Raw genomic sequence first — 15015 nt, 5'->3', positions numbered from 1 at the left:
TCGCGCCTTAGAAATTTACTAAATTTAATGTCAAAATGACATGTCTGGTTTATACCTTGTTTTGAATTGAGCGTTTTATAAGCCTATATGAAGGTGGCGCTTGCCTGAGAGAGCCGAAAATGACCGTAAAATCGCAAAACTTCTTTTCACCGGCCAGCCACGGCTTCGTTCGTATCGCCTGCGTGACGCCAAAGGTGCATATCGCTGATCCGCAGGCCAATCTGGCGGAACATCTGTCCCTGGCGAAACGCGCGGATGAAGCCGGCGCCGATGTGGTGCTATTCCCCGAACTCAGCCTGACCGGTTATGCGCTCGACGATCTGTTTCTTCAGCAAACGCTTCAGGAGGCGGCTAAAACCGCCCTCGAAGACCTGATTACAGCATCGAGGAACATGCGCCCCGTCATTGTCTGCGGCGTGCCGATGATAATCGAGGGGGCGCTTTATAATCTCGCGGCCATCATACACCGGGGAGAGTGCCTGGGGCTTGTGCCCAAGACCTACCTGCCCAACTACCGCGAATTCTACGAAAAGCGCTGGTTCTCCAGCGGCCATGACCTGAATGAAAACATTTATTTTGCAGGTAAATATATTGTGGTCGCCGCCAATCAGATTTTTGTCGCACGGGGAGAGGATGCCTTCACGATCGGCGTGGAAATCTGCGAGGATATGTGGTCGCCAGCCACCCCTTCCACCGGCCTGGCGCTATCCGGTGCGCATATCATCCTCAACCTGTCCGCCTCGCCGGTCACGGTCGGCAAGTCCCGTGTACGCAAGCGCATCTGTGAGGCCACATCGGAGCGTCTCATGTGCGCCTACGCCTTCAGTGCGTCGGGGCCGGGAGAATCCACCACGGATCTGGCATGGGACGGACAGTCGCTGATCTATGAGATGGGGATGCTGTTGGCCGAAGGGGAACGCTTCGCCAGTAATACGCTAACATTCGCCGATATCGATGTCGACCGCATCGCGCAGGAACGTCTCCGCACGGCAACTTTTGCAGATGCACGGCTCTTCAACAAGGCAGATGCGGAGGCGTTCACTTCATTTGATTATACGCCCCATGACCTGACCGACTTCCATCGCCATGTCGCGCGCTTCCCCTATGTGCCCGCCGATCCGGAGCGGCTGGACGAGGACTGTTACGAGGCCTTCAATATCCAGGTCCACGGCCTGATGCAGCGCCTCTCGACCAGCAATACGCAAAACGTGGTGATCGGTATTTCCGGAGGGCTGGATTCCACCCATGCCCTGATCGTGGCGTGCAAGGCGTTCGACCGGCTGGGTATCCCGCGCGCCAATATCCACGGCTATACCATGCAGGGCTTCGGCACCTCGACCGGTTCGCGCAACGACGCCATGAAGCTGATGAAGGCGCTGGGGATTTCTGCCGAAGTGCTTGATATCCGTCCCGCCGCCAAACGGATGCTGATGGATATCGGCCATCCCTACAGCCAGGGCGAAAAGGTCTATGATGTCAATTTCGAAAACGTTCAGGCGGGATTGCGCACCGATTTTCTGTTCCGGCTGGCAGGCGAAAAGAAAGGTTTTGTCGTCGGTACGGGCGATCTCAGTGAACTGGCGCTTGGCTGGTGTACCTATGGTGTCGGCGACCATATGAGCCATTACAATGTTAATTGCGGCGCGCCGAAAACCCTGATCCAGCACCTGATCCGCTGGGCAGCGAAAAAGGAGTTTGACGCAAAGACCGGGCGTATCCTGCAATCGGTGCTGGAGCGCGAAATCTCTCCGGAACTGGTGCCGATCGAAGCCGGTGTCATCCAGCGCACCGAGGATAAGGTCGGCCCCTATGAGCTTCAGGATTTCAACCTCTATTACCTCACGCGCTATGGCCTGAAGCCCTCCAAGGTGGCTTTCCTGAGTTATCAGGCGTGGAAAGACAAATATACGCTTCCTGAAATTCGGAAATGGCTGGAGCTGTTCCTGTTCCGCTTCTTCACGATCTCGCAGTTCAAGCGCTCGGCCGTACCCAATGGACCGAAACTGATCTCCGGCGGTGCGCTTAGCCCGCGCGGTGACTGGCGCGCGCCGAGTGATGGCAATGCGAAAATCTGGCTTGATGAGTTAAAGGCGAATGTGCCTGAGTGATTAATCCGTGGTATAACTAGTTATGACCCAGAAACCCAAAGCCGAAAAACCTGCGATCACTATTGAAGAAGCGATGCGGCGAACGCTTGATCGATATGATAGTGTGTTCAAAGCGCTTGCAGAGCTTGAGGCTAAAGAGCGTGAATTGGCTGAGAAAGAACCTAATCAAAAAACAGACGAGCAGTAAACGCGCGCTATTTTATGCGGGCGATAGAGCCATTGAAAGAACATCCTTCTTTTCTGAAAACTTGACAGGTATCTGTTTCTTCAATGGTCACAAGCTCGCCGTCACGCGTCAAATTTATCTCGCACCAAGCTTTCCCAGGCGCAGAAGCTCCAAAATCAAGACTTTCCCCTTCTGGCCTAGATAAGACCTCGTTTTGAAATTTACCTTTACAGCCGTCAGGTGATTTGAGCGTCAAAATGATATTATAGCCACCCCCCTTAGGTATAACTTGAGCCTTCAATCCATACCCTGAATATACACCTGCCCAATCTCCAGGAGATGGGGCCGGTTGTTTAACTTTTAAACAAGCCCCTAGAAGCAATAAGGGCAAAATCAGAACATATCGGATCACTTCAACCTCACCACCGAGCCATTAAAGCTGCACGCCAGGCCGTGATAGGCCGTGCAGATCCCACTCTCGGAAACGGTCAACTTATCACCGTCTTTCTTGATACTGATGGTGCAGGTCGTCTTGTCGTCGGGTTTCAAAGTCAAACCAAGCTCGGTGGGAGATATATCCTTTGCCGGCTCGCCGCCGGCCAGGCCGATATCACCCGTGCAGCCATCCGCCGTGGCTGCCACCAGCACCACTTTATGGGCATTGGGCAGACCGCTGATGCGCACCATCAGCTCGCCCTCATATTTGCCGGGCCAGTCATCCCTGACCGGCGGCGGTGCGACCGATGCCGCGGACGATGTATCCGCTTCCGGCGCCGGTTTGGAGCAGGCCGTGAGGGCCAGCAGGGCAAGGGCAGCACAGACTATCCGCATTGGCTACTCCTTGAGCTTTTCCGCCAGTAGCCTGGCCTCGGCTGCACGGCTGGAGCCGGCGCGCCAGATGACGACAATATCTCGGAAGGCATGATCCGAGGCAAGAGGGCGCACACAGACCTCGTCGGCTTTCACCATACCGGAATCCACCGCCATGGCCGGCAGCAGCGAGACGCCGAGGCCGGAGCCGACCATCTGGACAAGCGTATTCAGCGAGGTCGCTGCAAAGCCGCCACCGTGGTTTGCCGCATATGTCGACAGCGATTCCGAGGTGCCGGTGGGCGAGGTCCAGGAACAGGCGGCCAGGGCATGATCGCGCAGGCAGTGGCCGTCTTCCAGCAGGATCAGTTCTTCGTTTTTCAGGTCTTCCGGCGCGATGCGGTCGCCGCCGGAAAGGCGGTGGCCTAAAGGCGTAGCGGCCACGATCTCATCCTTGCAGATAAAGGCGTGGTCAAGTCCGGCCAGGTCATAAGGCAGGGCGATGACGGCGGCATCAAGCGCCCCTGATTTCAGCGAGGCGATCAATCGGGCCGTCTGGTCTTCGCGCAGAAAGAGACGCAGGTCAGGGAAATCCCTGCGCAGTTTCAAAAGCGCCTTGGGCAGCAGAAAGGGGGCGACCGTGGGGATGACGCCCAGCCGGAAGCGGCCTGTCAGGGGGCGATTGGCGCCGCGCGCTGCCTCCACCAGGTCTTCGGCCCGCGCCAGGATATCTTCCGATCGTTTTAGCGTCTCTTCGCCAACGGCCGTCAGGATCACCTGGCCGCGCGAACGATCAACCACGCGCACGCCCAGTATCTTTTCCAGTTCGGCAATGCCGGAAGAGAGCGCCGGCTGCGACACGAAGGCGGCTTCCGCCGCGCCGCCGAAGCTCTTATGTTCGGCCAGCAGCTTGAGGTATTGCAATTGTCTGAGAGTCGGGAGCATGATGGCTATATAAGATCAGTTTATTGAATTGTCAAAATTCATAACCACATTCTATAAAAACCGAGGCGCCCATGTCCATCGAAACCCTGCAAAGCCTGATCCCCGCCTATGCCAAGGATCTGTCGTCGAACCTAACCAACCTGCTGAACGAAACCATCGTGAATGACCAGCAGAAATGGGGCACATTTCTCTCCTGCGCCCATGCGGTTGGCGTGCCGGCGGTGGTGAAAAACATCGAAGCTGCCGCCAGTGAGATCATGACGCCGGAAGCGATCACCGCCGCCAAGGCTGCGGCCGCCATCATGGGGCTGAACAATGTCTATTTCCGTGCCCTGCACCTGATGCAGAACAAGGAATATGAAAAGATGCGCGCCGGCCTCCGCATGAATATCCTGACCAATCCCGGCGTCGACAAGGTCGATTTCGAGCTGTGGTCCCTGGCCGTTTCGGCGGTCAATGCCTGCGGCCTGTGCATGGACAGCCACGAAAAGGTTCTGCGCAATCATGGCGTCACCGCGGTCCAGATACAGGCCGCCCTGCGCATCGCCTCGACCGTCAATGCCATTTCGGCGGTTCTGCGCGCGGAATCGGCCCTGGCATCAACATAAGAAAAATCTATGCAAAAATAAAATAAAACAAATTTGCTCTATTGATTGTTTTGAGCGATTGTCCCCCCGTACCGCTTAACCCGGTTCCACTCTAATCAAGGAAATACCCCATGGCTCTCATCAACACCGCCATCAAGCCGTTCAAGGCGACCGCTTACAAGGCAGGCAAGTTCGTCGACATCTCCGACGCCGACACCAAGGGCAAATGGTCCATCTTCTTCTTCTATCCGGCCGACTTCACCTTCGTCTGTCCGACCGAACTGGAAGACCTGGCCGGCATCTATCCCGAACTGCAAAAGATGAATGTTGAAGTGTTCTCGGTTTCGACCGATACGCACTTCTCGCACAAGGCCTGGCACGACACCTCGCCGGCCATCAGCAAGATCAACTACTATATGGTTGGTGATCAATCCGGCACCCTCACCAACAATTTCGACGTCATGCGTCCGGGCGTCGGCCTGGCCGATCGAGGCACCTTCCTGGTCGATCCGGACGGCATCATCCAGTTCATGGAAATCACCTCGGAAGGTGTTGGTCGTAACGCCACCGAACTGCTCCGCAAGGTCAAGGCGGCACAATATGTCGCTTCGCACCCTGGCGAAGTCTGCCCGGCCAAGTGGGAAGAAGGCGAAAAGACGCTCGCGCCTTCGCTGGACCTCGTCGGCAAGATCTAAGCCCCTTCTCCTCCCCTGCGTAGCGGGGGAGGGGGACCCCGAAGGGGTGGAGGGGGCTTCTCGCTTATGAAAGCCCCCTCCGTCTCGACGCGCTTCGCCTGACGGCGGCGCTTGCTCGCCACCTCCCCCGCTTCGCCAAAGAAGCTCGCAAGGGAGGAGATAAGTTCATTCTCCTTATGCAGGCTTCGCGGAGCCTGAATATGGACAATGATTTCCCCCTATTTCTAACGGAGTACCACCATGCTTGACGCAGGGATGAAGACGCAACTGAAAGCGTATCTGGAAAACCTCCGGATGCCGATCGAACTGGTTGCCACGGTTGATGGCAGCGCGAAGTCACGCGAAATGACCGAGCTGCTGAACGACATCGTCGAGGCTTCGGAAAAGGTCTCGCTGAAGACAGATGGCACTGACTCGCGTGTGCCCTCCTTCGCTATTCAGCGTCCCGGCACCGACATAAGCGTCACCTTCGCCGGCCTGCCGATGGGGCACGAATTCACCTCTCTGGTCCTGGCGCTGTTGCAGGTCGGCGGCCACCCGCCGCGCGTCGAAGCCGACGTGATCGAGCAGGTTAAGGCGCTGGATATCGACGGCGAACTGAAGTTCGAAACCTATTTCTCGCTGACCTGCCAGAACTGCCCGGACGTGGTGCAGGCGCTGAACCTGATGAGCGTGCTCAACCCGAAGATCAAGCACGTCGCCATCGATGGCGCCCTGTTCAAGGACGAGGTCGAGGCGCGCCAGGTCATGGCCGTGCCGACCATCCTGGTCAATGGCCAGCCCTTCGGTCAGGGCCGCATGGGCCTGGAGCAGATCCTCGCAAAGATCGATACCGGCGCCCAGGCGCGTGAAGCCGCCAAGATCGACGCCAAGTCGGAATTCGACGTGCTGGTCATCGGCGGTGGCCCGGCCGGCGCGGCCGCGGCTATCTATGCCGCGCGCAAGGGTATCCGCACCGGCGTGGTGGCCGAACGTTTCGGCGGCCAGGTGCTCGACACCATGGCGATCGAGAACTTCATCTCGGTCTCGCATACCGAAGGCCCGAAACTGGCCACGGCGCTGGAGCAGCACGTCAAGGACTATGATGTCGATATCATGAACCTGCAAAAGGCAACGAAGCTGATCCCGGCCTCAGAGCCCGGCGGTCTGGCGGAGGTGCGCCTCGAAAGCGGCGCCGCTTTGCGCGCCCGCACGGTGGTGATCTCCACCGGCGCCCGCTGGCGCCAGATGGGCGTGCCCGGTGAAGACCAGTACCGCAACAAGGGCGTGGCCTACTGCCCGCATTGTGACGGTCCGCTCTTCAAGGGCAAGCGCACCGCGGTGATCGGCGGCGGTAATTCCGGCGTGGAAGCGGCCATCGACCTGGCCGGCATCGTGGCCCATGTCACCCTGCTGGAATTCGCGCCGGAACTGCGCGCCGATGCCGTCCTGCAACGCAAGCTCTACAGCCTGCCGAACGTGACGGTGATCACCAATGCCCAGACTACAGAAGTACTGGGCGACGGCGATAAGGTGACGGGTCTGGTCTACAAGGATCGCATCCACGATACCCTGCACACAATCGAACTGGAAGGCATCTTCGTCCAGATCGGCCTGCTGCCCAATACCGAATGGCTGAAGGGCACGATCAACCTCTCCCCACGCGGCGAAATCGAGATCAATGACCGCGGCGAAACCTCGGCCCACGGCATCTTCGCCGCCGGCGACGCGACGACCGTACCCTACAAGCAGATCGTCATTGCCATGGGTGAAGGCTCCAAGGCGGCGCTGTCGGCCTTTGATCACCTGATCCGCACGTCGGTGCCGGTGGATATCGCAGCAGAGTAGCAAGGCAAGGGGTCACGGACCCCTTGACCCCGGAACTGGGCAGTGGATAGTCATTTGAACTACAGAAAAACCGGGCCCAAGCGGGTCCGGTTTTTCTGTAGTTAAGCGGTTAATCACTTGTCCTGTTATGAGGTCCAGGCTAGGCGCCCCCGGTAGGCTGTGCCTCCTAGCCTTGCTCTACGCCGCTTTCACGGCACTCACGGCGGCAAACGTCAGCGGCGCACCCCAGAAGGCTTCGATCAGGGCCGACTGCGTGCGCGGTTCGCCGGTAGTCAGGAAGGTGCGCGCGCCGGTGTCGCCAATGGTATATTCCGGATGGCGTTCGATATAGTCCGCCAGGGCCTTGGAGACCGGCGCCGGTTGGTGGATCAGCGGCGTGCCGGCGGGCAGGTGCTCGCGGAAGAGGTCGGCCACAAGTTCATAATGGGTGCAGCCGAGGATGGCCCGGTCCGGGTAACGGCCGATGCGAATACGCAGGGATTCGACATGCCCCTTGATCTTGGCCGAGAGGTCTTCGCGCGCTGCGCCCTGCTCGATCATGTCGGCCAGGCCGGAACAGGCTTCGGTGAAAACGGCGATATCCTGACGGCGCTTGTCGATTTCGATCTCGTAAACGCGCGAGCGGGCGGTGGCGACGGTCGAGAACACGCCGATGACATCGAGCTTTTCGATCTTCTCGCCGCGACGCTCGGCCTCGTGTTCCCAGGGCAGGCCGGTGGCGGCCTCGATGGTGGGGACGATAATGCCCAGCACATTGACCGGACGCCTATAGGTTTTGCGGAATTGCGCCAGCCAGGTCGATTGCAGGCGGCGCAGGGCCACGGCCGAAGCGGTATTGCAGGCCAGCACCACCAGCGACGCGCCGGCTTCAAACAGGGTTTCGCAGCCCTGACGCGTCAGTTCGACGATCTCCTCACCGGAGCGGTCACCATAGGGGGCGTGTTTCTGATCGGCGAGATAGACGAAATCGGCCTGGGGCAGGCGGTCGACCAGGGCGCGATGGATGCTTAGGCCGCCGATGCCGGAATCAAAAACGCCGATCGCCATGAACTGATTTCCTGTGTTACGAAAACTTAATTTGGCCGCGTTTGTTGCGGTCTATAGGTTCATCAGTTACGACTTTTGGCCTGTCTCGTAAACTAGGCTTTTTAGCCTTCGGCCCTCTAAGGGAGCTTCACTTGTCCTCACCCCAAATGAACCGCCGCACCGCCCTTGGCCTGATGGCCGGCGCCAGCACAGCCGCCTTCGTCACCACGCCCACACTCGCGCAAAGCACCGGAGGCATTGCCATCGCTACCGCCTATCTGACTCAAGCCTGGACCGGTCCCTATGGCGGCGTGCCCGCCTTCGACAAGGTGAAGATTGCCGATTTCGAACCGGCGACCCTGACAGCCATGGATGCCATGCGCGCCGAGATCAGGGCGATTACGGACAATCCCGCCCAGCCGACCTTCCAGAATGTCATCGAAGCCTATGAGACCTCCGGCGCCGCCTATGATCGCGTCGGTGCGGTTTATAATGTCTGGGATTCAAACCTCTCCACCGGCGGCTTCCCCGATGTCTCCGCCAGGCTGTCGCCGGTCAAGGCGGCTTTCGGCGACGAAATTACCCAGAATGCCGACCTCTTCCAGCGTATCGAGGCAGTTTATAACCAGCGCGACAGCCTGAAGCTCAATCCACAGCAGGACCGTCTGCTGTGGAAGAAGTACAACAATTTCGTCCGCGCCGGCGCCAAGCTGTCGGATGCGCAAAAGAAGGAAGTGGCCGATATCAATCAGCAACTGGCCACCCTGTTCAACCGCTTCTCGAACAATCTGAAGCATGACGAGGCCCAGGCCACCTTCATCACCAGGGATGATCTCGATGGCCTGCCGGAACCCTTCATTGCCGCCCTGGCCTCCAAGGCGAAGGAACTGGGTAAGGATGGCATGTATGCCGTGCAGAATACGCGCTCGGCCATGGAGCCCTTCACCACCTATTCGACCCGCCGCGACCTGCGCGAAAAGGTGTGGCGCGCCTATATCATGCGTGGCGACAATAACGACCAGTGGGACAACAAGCAGATCGGTTCGCAAATCCTCAAGCTGAGAGCAAAGCGCGCAAAGCTCTATGGCTATCCGACCCATGCGCACTGGCGCCTCGAAGTCGCCATGGCCAAGACACCTGACAACGCCATGAACCTGATGGAGGCGGTGTGGGGACCGGCCGTCAATCGCGTCCACGAGGAAGTGGCCGACATGCAGAAGATCGCCGACGCCGAAGGGGCCAACATCACCATTGCTGCCTGGGATTACCGCTTCTACGCCGAAAAGGTGAAGAAGGCGAAATACGATCTCGATGAGTCGGAAGTGAAGCCCTACCTACAACTGGACAAGATCCAGGACGCCATGTTCTGGGCCGCCAACAAGATGTACGGTTTCGAATTCATTCAGGTGAAGGACGTGCCGGTCTTCCAACCGGACGTGACGACCTATAAAGTGATGCGCGCCGGCAAGCAGGTCGGCGTGTGGTACTATGACCCTTACGCCCGCGAAGGCAAATCCTCCGGCGCCTGGGAGACCGAGTACCAGGGTCAGTCCTACATGCTCGATCACATCTGCATCTGCTCGAACAACTGCAACTTCATCAAGGCTGAGCCGGGCAAGCCTATTCTCATTTCCTGGGACGATGCCGAGACCATGTTCCATGAGTTCGGCCACGCCATCCATGCGCTCAGCTCGAACGCCTGGTATCCGAGCCAGGGTGGCACCAATACGGCGACCGATTTCGTCGAGTTCCCGTCGCAGCTCAACGAGCACTGGCTACCGCTACCGGTGGTGCTGAACCAGTTCGCCATCCATTATGAAACCGGCAAGCCAATGCCGGCCGAATTGCAGGAAAAGTTGGTGAAGTCATCGAAGTTCAACCAGGGCTTTGCCACGGTCGAATACCTGGCTTGCGCCCTGATCGACATGAAGTATCACCTGGCCGGCGAAACCGATATCGACATCGTCGCTTTTGAGAAGACCGAACTGGCCAAGCTGAACATGCCGAAGGAAATCGTCATGCGCCACCGCCCGACGCAGTTCGCGCACATCTTCGCCGATGACGGTTATTCGGCGGGCTATTATTCCTACCTGTGGTCGGACGCCCTGGTGGCCGACGCCTATGAGAAGTTCATGAAGGAAGGCGGGCCTTTCGACGGCCCGACGGCGAAGAACTACTTCGACAATATCCTGAGCGTGGGGGACACCATTCCGCAGGACGTGGCCTTCCGCAATTTCCTCGGCCGGGATGTCAACCGCGATGCGCTGATGCGGCTGCGCGGCTTCGCCTGAAAATGAAAGGACCGGGGCTACTGGCCTCGGTCCTTTCTCCATTTAGCGCGTCTTTTTGGGGCGAATGACCTTGGGGGTCTTCAGGCGGCGACGATTGATATGGTCGTCGACCTTTTCGACCACCTGGCCGGTCGGGTCGGGCTTCTCGCCCTTGAAATAGAATTTCTGCCAGGCTTCCTTGACCGCGTCGGGGTCGCGGCGGACGAGGCTGTCATTGAATTCCTGGCGTGTCCGGGCCCAGGCATCGAACTGCTTCTTCAGCTCCGGATCGCTTTCCAGCGACTTGATCACCGGCTGGATATCATCCTGACCCTTGTGCTGCACCACCTGGATAAAGCAGAACGGCTCGCCCTTCTTGAAGGTCACCATGCCGGGGCGTGTCATCAGCCAGTTCATGGTGAAGGGGAAGGGCAGCCAGTCGGTTTCCACCAGACCTGTCAGCGGCGCTATGCCGTCCTTGACCTGGTTCGGCGCGCCGGAGGCCTGCACGGCATAGCCCGGCGGGGTGCGGAAGAGGAAGCCGGTATGGAAGGTCACGACGCCGTGGGTGAAGTGAGACGACACCAGGTGTTCGAGATTGTAGTTCGGATCGGCATCGCAGGTGATGGTCAGATCGTTCTTGCCTATGCCGCCGTTCCAGATAATGGTGATGTCGGTGGGGCAAAGAATTTCCCAGCCGGTGGTATTGGCCATAGTGAGCGGCAGGCAGCGATAGGGGAAGCGGGACTGAAAACTGTCCATCCATTCCCGCTCCGGCCGGCCGGGCACGATTTCCGGCGGATAGGTGGTCATGACAAAGCACTCAAGTTCCATCGGGCAGTTCCATCGTCAAAAGGATTGCGGTAAAGGCGGATCATGACCGATCCGCTCTACACGCCTGAAAAACTGCTCGAAGCCTTAAATGATTTGGGCCTGAAAACAAGCACCCTGACCCACGAAGCCGTCTTTCGCGTGGGCGAAGGCGACGACATTAAGTCGCAGTTGCCGGGCGCGCACACCAAGAACCTGTTCCTGAAGGACGACAAGGGTCAGCTCTGGCTGATATCGGCCGAGCAATCGACGCAGATTCCGCTGAAAACCCTGCCGAAGGTGATAGGCTCCGGACGCCTGAGCTTCGGCTCGGAAGAGCGGCTTTATAATGCCCTGGGGGTGCGGCCAGGTTCGGTGACGGCGCTGGGCCTGATCAATGATCCGGAACGCAAGGTGCGGTTTATCCTCGACAAGGCTCTGGCCGATGCGGAGATTGTCAATTTCCACCCTCTGACCAATACGGCCACGACTTCGCTCAGTCAGGCTGATTTCCGGGCGTTTATCGCGTCTCTGGGCCGTGAACTGGTAATCGTCGATTTCAGCACACTCACTTGATTCCATTGATGCGCACGCCCACTTGAGATAAGCGAATAGACAGAGGTATCCCATGGCCAGCAACGACCCCAATATCATCGACGGTTCCGAAAACACCTTCATGGCCGATGTCATCGAGGCCTCCATGACCCAGCCGGTCATTGTCGATTTCTGGGCCACCTGGTGTGGCCCGTGCCGCCAGCTTGGTCCGGCGCTGGAAAAGGTGATCGGCGAGCAGAAGGGCAAGGTGAAGCTGGTCAAGATCGATGTCGACCAGAACCAGGCCATCGCCGCCCAGATGCGTGTCCAGTCGATCCCCACCGTCTATGCCTTTGTCGGCGGCCGTCCGGTCGATGGCTTCATGGGCGCCAAATCGGAAACCGAACTGCGCGCCTTTATCGACAAGCTGGGCGTGGCCGGTGACGGTAGCCCGTCGGTGGATGATGCCCTGGCCCTGGCCGCCAAGTCGGTGGAAGACGGCGATATGCCCAGCGCCATGGAAGCCTATGCGTTCGTGCTGGAACAGGACCCGGAAAATACCAGGGCCATTGCCGGCATGGCGCGGATTTACCTGAAACTACAACAGCCGGATCATGCAAAAGCCACCCTCGATCAGGTGCCGGCCGATACAAAGGATACGGATATTCTCGGCCTGCGCGCCGCGCTGGAACTGGCGGAGGGTGCGCCCACCGATATTGCCGGCCTGCGCGCCAGGATCGCCGCGGATGGCCGCGATTTCGATGCCTGGTATGATCTTGGCCGGGCGCTGGCGGCCCAGGGCGAGATGGCCGAGGCGATGAACGCTCTGCTGGAAATCGTCAAGTATGATCCGGAATGGAACGGCCAGGCCGCCCGCACCTATCTCTTCAAGATTTTCACCGCGCTCGGCGCGTCATCCGAGCTGACCAAGGCCGGCCGCCGCCGCCTGTCGTCGCTTCTTTTCTCCTGAGATCATCATGACCGATATCGAAACCTACGCCAAAAATGAGTTGGAAATCGATCCGCGCCTGCTGGAAGCCCTGGTCTGTCCGGTCACACGCCGCCCGCTGACCTATGACAAGGTCGCGCAGGAACTGATCAGCCCGACGGCCGGCCTGGCCTTCCCCATCCGTTCCGGTGTGCCGATCATGCTGGTCGATCAGGCGCGCAAGTTCGAGCCACTGAAAGCGTAGTGAAGGGGGAGGACAGAATATTTATTATTCTGAATGCCTGGTCGTCTAAAACCAGATTAACAACCGGCCAAGAATTGGTCTTGGCCAATTCCTGCGGTTAAGATTTTAATATCCAATGCGCCTGTGCAAGATGCAGGCGCTCGACCATCTCGCCATTGACCGACACCACGCCGGCCGCACTGCCTTCAAAGGCGGCCACCACAGCCTTTGCCCACCCCACCTCGGCTTCAGAAGGCGAAAATGCCACCTCGCACGCCGCGATCTGCGCCGGGTGGATCAGGGTCTTGCCATCGAAACCCAGGCTGCGGCCCTGTTCGCATTCGGCGGCAAAACCCGCTTCGTCCCGGAAGGCATTATAGACGCCATCGAGCACGCTCAGCCCATTGGCGCGGCCATAAAGAACGATCTGGGACAGGGCGAAAAGGATATCGGCGCGGTCCTTCATTGACCGGCTGCGCAGATCCTTGCGCAGGTCGTTCGGTCCGGCGATCAGGCCCTTCACGCCGGCCGTGGCGATCTCCGCCAGATTGGCCACGCCTTGCGCTGTCTCGATCATCGCCCATAGAGGCATATCCGGCCAGACATGCGCCACGCCGGTGATATCGGCCACGCCATTGACCTTGGGAATGACCAGCCCGTCGATCCGTAAACCCGACAGCGCTTTGTGAATGCCGCCCAGATACTGCGGATGAATACGCACCAGCACGGTCCTGGCCACAAAATCGCCGGCCAGGGTTTCCGCCAGCCGCGCCAGCGCCCCGTCGCGCTCAGAGTCGCCTACGGCGTCTTCCAGATCGAAGATCAGGGCGTCGCAGGCCAGTGTCGCCGCCTTGGCCATGGCTTTTGGATTGGCGCAGGGAATGAAGAGAGCGGAGCGCATCATGACTGAACCTTACGGGCAAGGATTAGGATGGCTGAGGTGCAGGGCCATCACCGCTTTGTCGATCTCCGGCGTCCATTCCAGATCGAAGGCGTCGATATCACTGATCAACTGATCCATCGAACTGGCGCCGATAATGGTCGAGGTGACGAATGGCCTCTGATCGACGAATTTCAGCGCCAGTTGTTCGGGCTTCAGACCGAGTTCAGCGGCGAGGTCGACATATTTATCGATCATTTCGATGCCGCCGGGGCCTTCATAACGGTTGAGGCGCTGATAGAGCGTCTTGCGCGCGCCTTCCGGCAGGGCGCCGTTACGGTACTTGCCCGTCAGATAGCCCTGGGCCAGCGAGGAATAGGCCAGCAGGCCGACATCTTCGCGCAAACTCACCTCGGCCAGGCCGTAATCAAAAGCGCGCGACACCAGCGAATAGGCATTCTGGATCGAGGCGATGCGCGGCAGGCCGTGCTTCTCGGATTCCGCCAGGAACTTCATCACGCCGTAGGGGCTCTCGTTCGAGACGCCGATATGACGGACGCGCCCGGCTTTTACGTGGCGATCGAGGCTTTCGAGAATAGCGTGGAAGCTCTCATAATCGGCGTCGTAGTCGGTATAATGGTGGAAGCCGAAGCCGGCATAGCGGCGGTCGGGCCAGTGGAGCTGGTAGAGGTCGATATAGTCGGTTTGCAGGCGGTCGAGCGAGCCCTGAATGGCGGCATCGAGGTGCTCGCGCGTATGGCGGGGGCCGTTCCGAATCCAGGTCATGAAATCGGCGCGACCAGCCGCCTTGGTGGCCAGGATGATATCTTTCCGGTTGCCGCGCGCTTTGAACCATTCGCCGATGATCCGCTCGGTGGCGCCTTGGGTTTCCGGCCGCGGTGGAATGGCATAGGCTTCGGCCGTATCGAAGAAATTGATGCCGCGGGTCAGGGCATAATCCATCTGCGCCCAGGCATCGGTTTGCGATACCTGGCTGCCATACATCATGGTGCCGAGACAAACGCGGGAGACCTGAAGGCCCGTGCGTCCGAGGGGGGAATATTTCATGCCGGTTTCGCCTGAATTTGCTTATATAATCAAAGTCCCCGACCGGCATAGAAAGCCCCTTGTCAGGAAAGCGCCACAGTCCCATATTATCACCAGAATGCCTTGGCAATACCGAGC

16 protein-coding genes are annotated in these 15015 nt (G+C 58.9%); 9 read left to right on the top strand and 7 right to left on the bottom strand.

All coding sequences use genetic code 11. The features are described from left to right. Positions 1-119 precede the first annotated feature (119 nt). Positions 120-2108: an NAD(+) synthase gene (locus BLO49_RS14900; RefSeq protein ID WP_090650064.1), complete on the top strand. Its 1989-nt coding sequence runs from the start codon at positions 120-122 to the stop codon at positions 2106-2108. Positions 2109-2130: 22 nt separating this feature from the next. Further along, positions 2131-2295 carry a hypothetical protein gene (locus BLO49_RS18440; protein WP_170828349.1) on the top strand — a complete coding sequence of 55 codons (165 nt, stop codon included), beginning with the start codon at positions 2131-2133 and terminating at the stop codon, positions 2293-2295. A 7-nt stretch (positions 2296-2302) separates the two neighbouring features. Here the strand turns inward: BLO49_RS18440 and BLO49_RS18230 are convergent, their stop codons facing one another. The 3 genes from BLO49_RS18230 to BLO49_RS14890 are packed head-to-tail and all read right to left on the bottom strand — an operon-like array spanning position 2303 to position 4029. After that, positions 2303-2686, bottom strand: a complete 384-nt coding sequence (locus BLO49_RS18230) for a hypothetical protein (RefSeq protein WP_139159706.1) — start codon at positions 2684-2686, stop codon at positions 2303-2305. Then, positions 2683-3105 (bottom strand): hypothetical protein, encoded by a 423-nt coding sequence (locus tag BLO49_RS14895; RefSeq protein ID WP_090650062.1) that lies wholly within the window; start codon positions 3103-3105, stop codon positions 2683-2685. Before BLO49_RS14895 ends, BLO49_RS18230 begins: the two co-directional genes overlap by 4 nt. A gap of 3 nt (positions 3106-3108) precedes the next feature. After that, complete coding sequence (locus BLO49_RS14890) at positions 3109-4029, bottom strand: hydrogen peroxide-inducible genes activator (protein ID WP_090650060.1); 921 nt, start codon at positions 4027-4029, stop codon at positions 3109-3111. Positions 4030-4100: 71 nt separating this feature from the next. On the opposite strand from BLO49_RS14890, the gene ahpD reads away from it, so the two are divergent. The 3 genes from ahpD (at position 4101) to ahpF (ending at position 7138) form a co-directional block, all read left to right on the top strand. Then, positions 4101-4637: an alkylhydroperoxidase, AhpD family gene (gene ahpD, locus BLO49_RS14885; RefSeq protein WP_090650059.1), complete on the top strand. Its 537-nt coding sequence runs from the start codon at positions 4101-4103 to the stop codon at positions 4635-4637. A gap of 110 nt (positions 4638-4747) precedes the next feature. Beyond that, positions 4748-5311 (top strand): alkyl hydroperoxide reductase subunit C, encoded by a 564-nt coding sequence (gene ahpC, locus BLO49_RS14880; protein WP_090650057.1) that lies wholly within the window; start codon positions 4748-4750, stop codon positions 5309-5311. A 240-nt stretch (positions 5312-5551) separates the two neighbouring features. Beyond that, positions 5552-7138, top strand: a complete 1587-nt coding sequence (ahpF, locus tag BLO49_RS14875) for an alkyl hydroperoxide reductase subunit F (protein WP_090650055.1) — start codon at positions 5552-5554, stop codon at positions 7136-7138. Positions 7139-7315: 177 nt separating this feature from the next. Here ahpF and BLO49_RS14870 read toward each other — a convergent pair whose 3' ends face one another. Then, positions 7316-8185, bottom strand: coding sequence for a glutamate racemase (locus tag BLO49_RS14870; protein ID WP_090650053.1), 870 nt, complete (start codon positions 8183-8185; stop codon positions 7316-7318). A 146-nt stretch (positions 8186-8331) separates the two neighbouring features. Here BLO49_RS14870 and BLO49_RS14865 point away from each other — a divergent pair, with 146 nt between their 5' ends. After that, the gene (locus tag BLO49_RS14865) at positions 8332-10455 is read left to right on the top strand and encodes a M3 family metallopeptidase (protein WP_090650052.1); all 2124 of its coding nucleotides are present in this window, start codon (positions 8332-8334) and stop codon (positions 10453-10455) included. Between the two features lie 42 nt (positions 10456-10497). On the opposite strand, the gene BLO49_RS14860 is transcribed toward BLO49_RS14865, so the two are convergent. Beyond that, complete coding sequence (locus BLO49_RS14860; protein WP_090650050.1) at positions 10498-11268, bottom strand: DUF6065 family protein; 771 nt, start codon at positions 11266-11268, stop codon at positions 10498-10500. Between the two features lie 42 nt (positions 11269-11310). Between BLO49_RS14860 and BLO49_RS14855 the strand changes: the two genes are divergently transcribed. Genes BLO49_RS14855 through BLO49_RS14845 form a run of 3 tightly spaced genes read left to right on the top strand, consistent with a single transcriptional unit; the run spans position 11311 to position 12971 of the window. Next, entirely contained in the window at positions 11311-11820 is a 510-nt protein-coding gene (locus BLO49_RS14855) for a prolyl-tRNA synthetase associated domain-containing protein (RefSeq protein ID WP_090650049.1), read from the top strand. Between the two features lie 52 nt (positions 11821-11872). Continuing rightward, positions 11873-12748 carry a thioredoxin gene (trxA, locus tag BLO49_RS14850; RefSeq protein ID WP_090650047.1) on the top strand — a complete coding sequence of 292 codons (876 nt, stop codon included), beginning with the start codon at positions 11873-11875 and terminating at the stop codon, positions 12746-12748. A 7-nt stretch (positions 12749-12755) separates the two neighbouring features. Further along, complete coding sequence (locus BLO49_RS14845; protein WP_090650045.1) at positions 12756-12971, top strand: Trm112 family protein; 216 nt, start codon at positions 12756-12758, stop codon at positions 12969-12971. 97 nt (positions 12972-13068) lie between these two features. Here BLO49_RS14845 and BLO49_RS14840 read toward each other — a convergent pair whose 3' ends face one another. Both BLO49_RS14840 and BLO49_RS14835 read right to left on the bottom strand, forming a co-directional pair. Beyond that, entirely contained in the window at positions 13069-13854 is a 786-nt protein-coding gene (locus BLO49_RS14840) for an HpcH/HpaI aldolase/citrate lyase family protein (RefSeq protein WP_090650044.1), read from the bottom strand. 9 nt (positions 13855-13863) lie between these two features. After that, the gene (locus BLO49_RS14835) at positions 13864-14898 is read right to left on the bottom strand and encodes an aldo/keto reductase (protein WP_090650042.1); all 1035 of its coding nucleotides are present in this window, start codon (positions 14896-14898) and stop codon (positions 13864-13866) included. Between the last annotated feature and the right edge of the window lie 117 nt (positions 14899-15015).

Origin of the sequence: Asticcacaulis taihuensis (assembly GCF_900100255.1) — a bacterium.
In the GTDB taxonomy this organism is placed as follows: Bacteria; Pseudomonadota; Alphaproteobacteria; order Caulobacterales; family Caulobacteraceae; genus Asticcacaulis; species Asticcacaulis taihuensis.
Note: the sequence above shows the minus strand (reverse complement) of the source record. Positions and strands in the feature narration are given on the sequence as shown.

What these genes read in the sequence shown, in the direction of transcription:
- ahpF (WP_090650055.1), top strand. Translation starts at nt 5,552, where the DNA reads ATGCTTGACGCAGGGATGAAGACGCAACTGAAAGCGTATCTGGAAAAC.
- BLO49_RS14860 (WP_090650050.1), bottom strand. Translation starts at nt 11,268, where the DNA reads ATGGAACTTGAGTGCTTTGTCATGACCACCTATCCGCCGGAAATCGTG.
- ahpD (WP_090650059.1), top strand. Translation starts at nt 4,101, where the DNA reads ATGTCCATCGAAACCCTGCAAAGCCTGATCCCCGCCTATGCCAAGGAT.
- BLO49_RS18440 (WP_170828349.1), top strand. Translation starts at nt 2,131, where the DNA reads ATGACCCAGAAACCCAAAGCCGAAAAACCTGCGATCACTATTGAAGAA.
- BLO49_RS14890 (WP_090650060.1), bottom strand. Translation starts at nt 4,029, where the DNA reads ATGCTCCCGACTCTCAGACAATTGCAATACCTCAAGCTGCTGGCCGAA.
- BLO49_RS14865 (WP_090650052.1), top strand. Translation starts at nt 8,332, where the DNA reads ATGAACCGCCGCACCGCCCTTGGCCTGATGGCCGGCGCCAGCACAGCC.
- BLO49_RS14845 (WP_090650045.1), top strand. Translation starts at nt 12,756, where the DNA reads ATGACCGATATCGAAACCTACGCCAAAAATGAGTTGGAAATCGATCCG.
- BLO49_RS14900 (WP_090650064.1), top strand. Translation starts at nt 120, where the DNA reads ATGACCGTAAAATCGCAAAACTTCTTTTCACCGGCCAGCCACGGCTTC.
- BLO49_RS14855 (WP_090650049.1), top strand. Translation starts at nt 11,311, where the DNA reads ATGACCGATCCGCTCTACACGCCTGAAAAACTGCTCGAAGCCTTAAAT.
- ahpC (WP_090650057.1), top strand. Translation starts at nt 4,748, where the DNA reads ATGGCTCTCATCAACACCGCCATCAAGCCGTTCAAGGCGACCGCTTAC.
- BLO49_RS14870 (WP_090650053.1), bottom strand. Translation starts at nt 8,185, where the DNA reads ATGGCGATCGGCGTTTTTGATTCCGGCATCGGCGGCCTAAGCATCCAT.
- BLO49_RS14840 (WP_090650044.1), bottom strand. Translation starts at nt 13,854, where the DNA reads ATGATGCGCTCCGCTCTCTTCATTCCCTGCGCCAATCCAAAAGCCATG.
- trxA (WP_090650047.1), top strand. Translation starts at nt 11,873, where the DNA reads ATGGCCAGCAACGACCCCAATATCATCGACGGTTCCGAAAACACCTTC.
- BLO49_RS14835 (WP_090650042.1), bottom strand. Translation starts at nt 14,898, where the DNA reads ATGAAATATTCCCCCCTCGGACGCACGGGCCTTCAGGTCTCCCGCGTT.
- BLO49_RS14895 (WP_090650062.1), bottom strand. Translation starts at nt 3,105, where the DNA reads ATGCGGATAGTCTGTGCTGCCCTTGCCCTGCTGGCCCTCACGGCCTGC.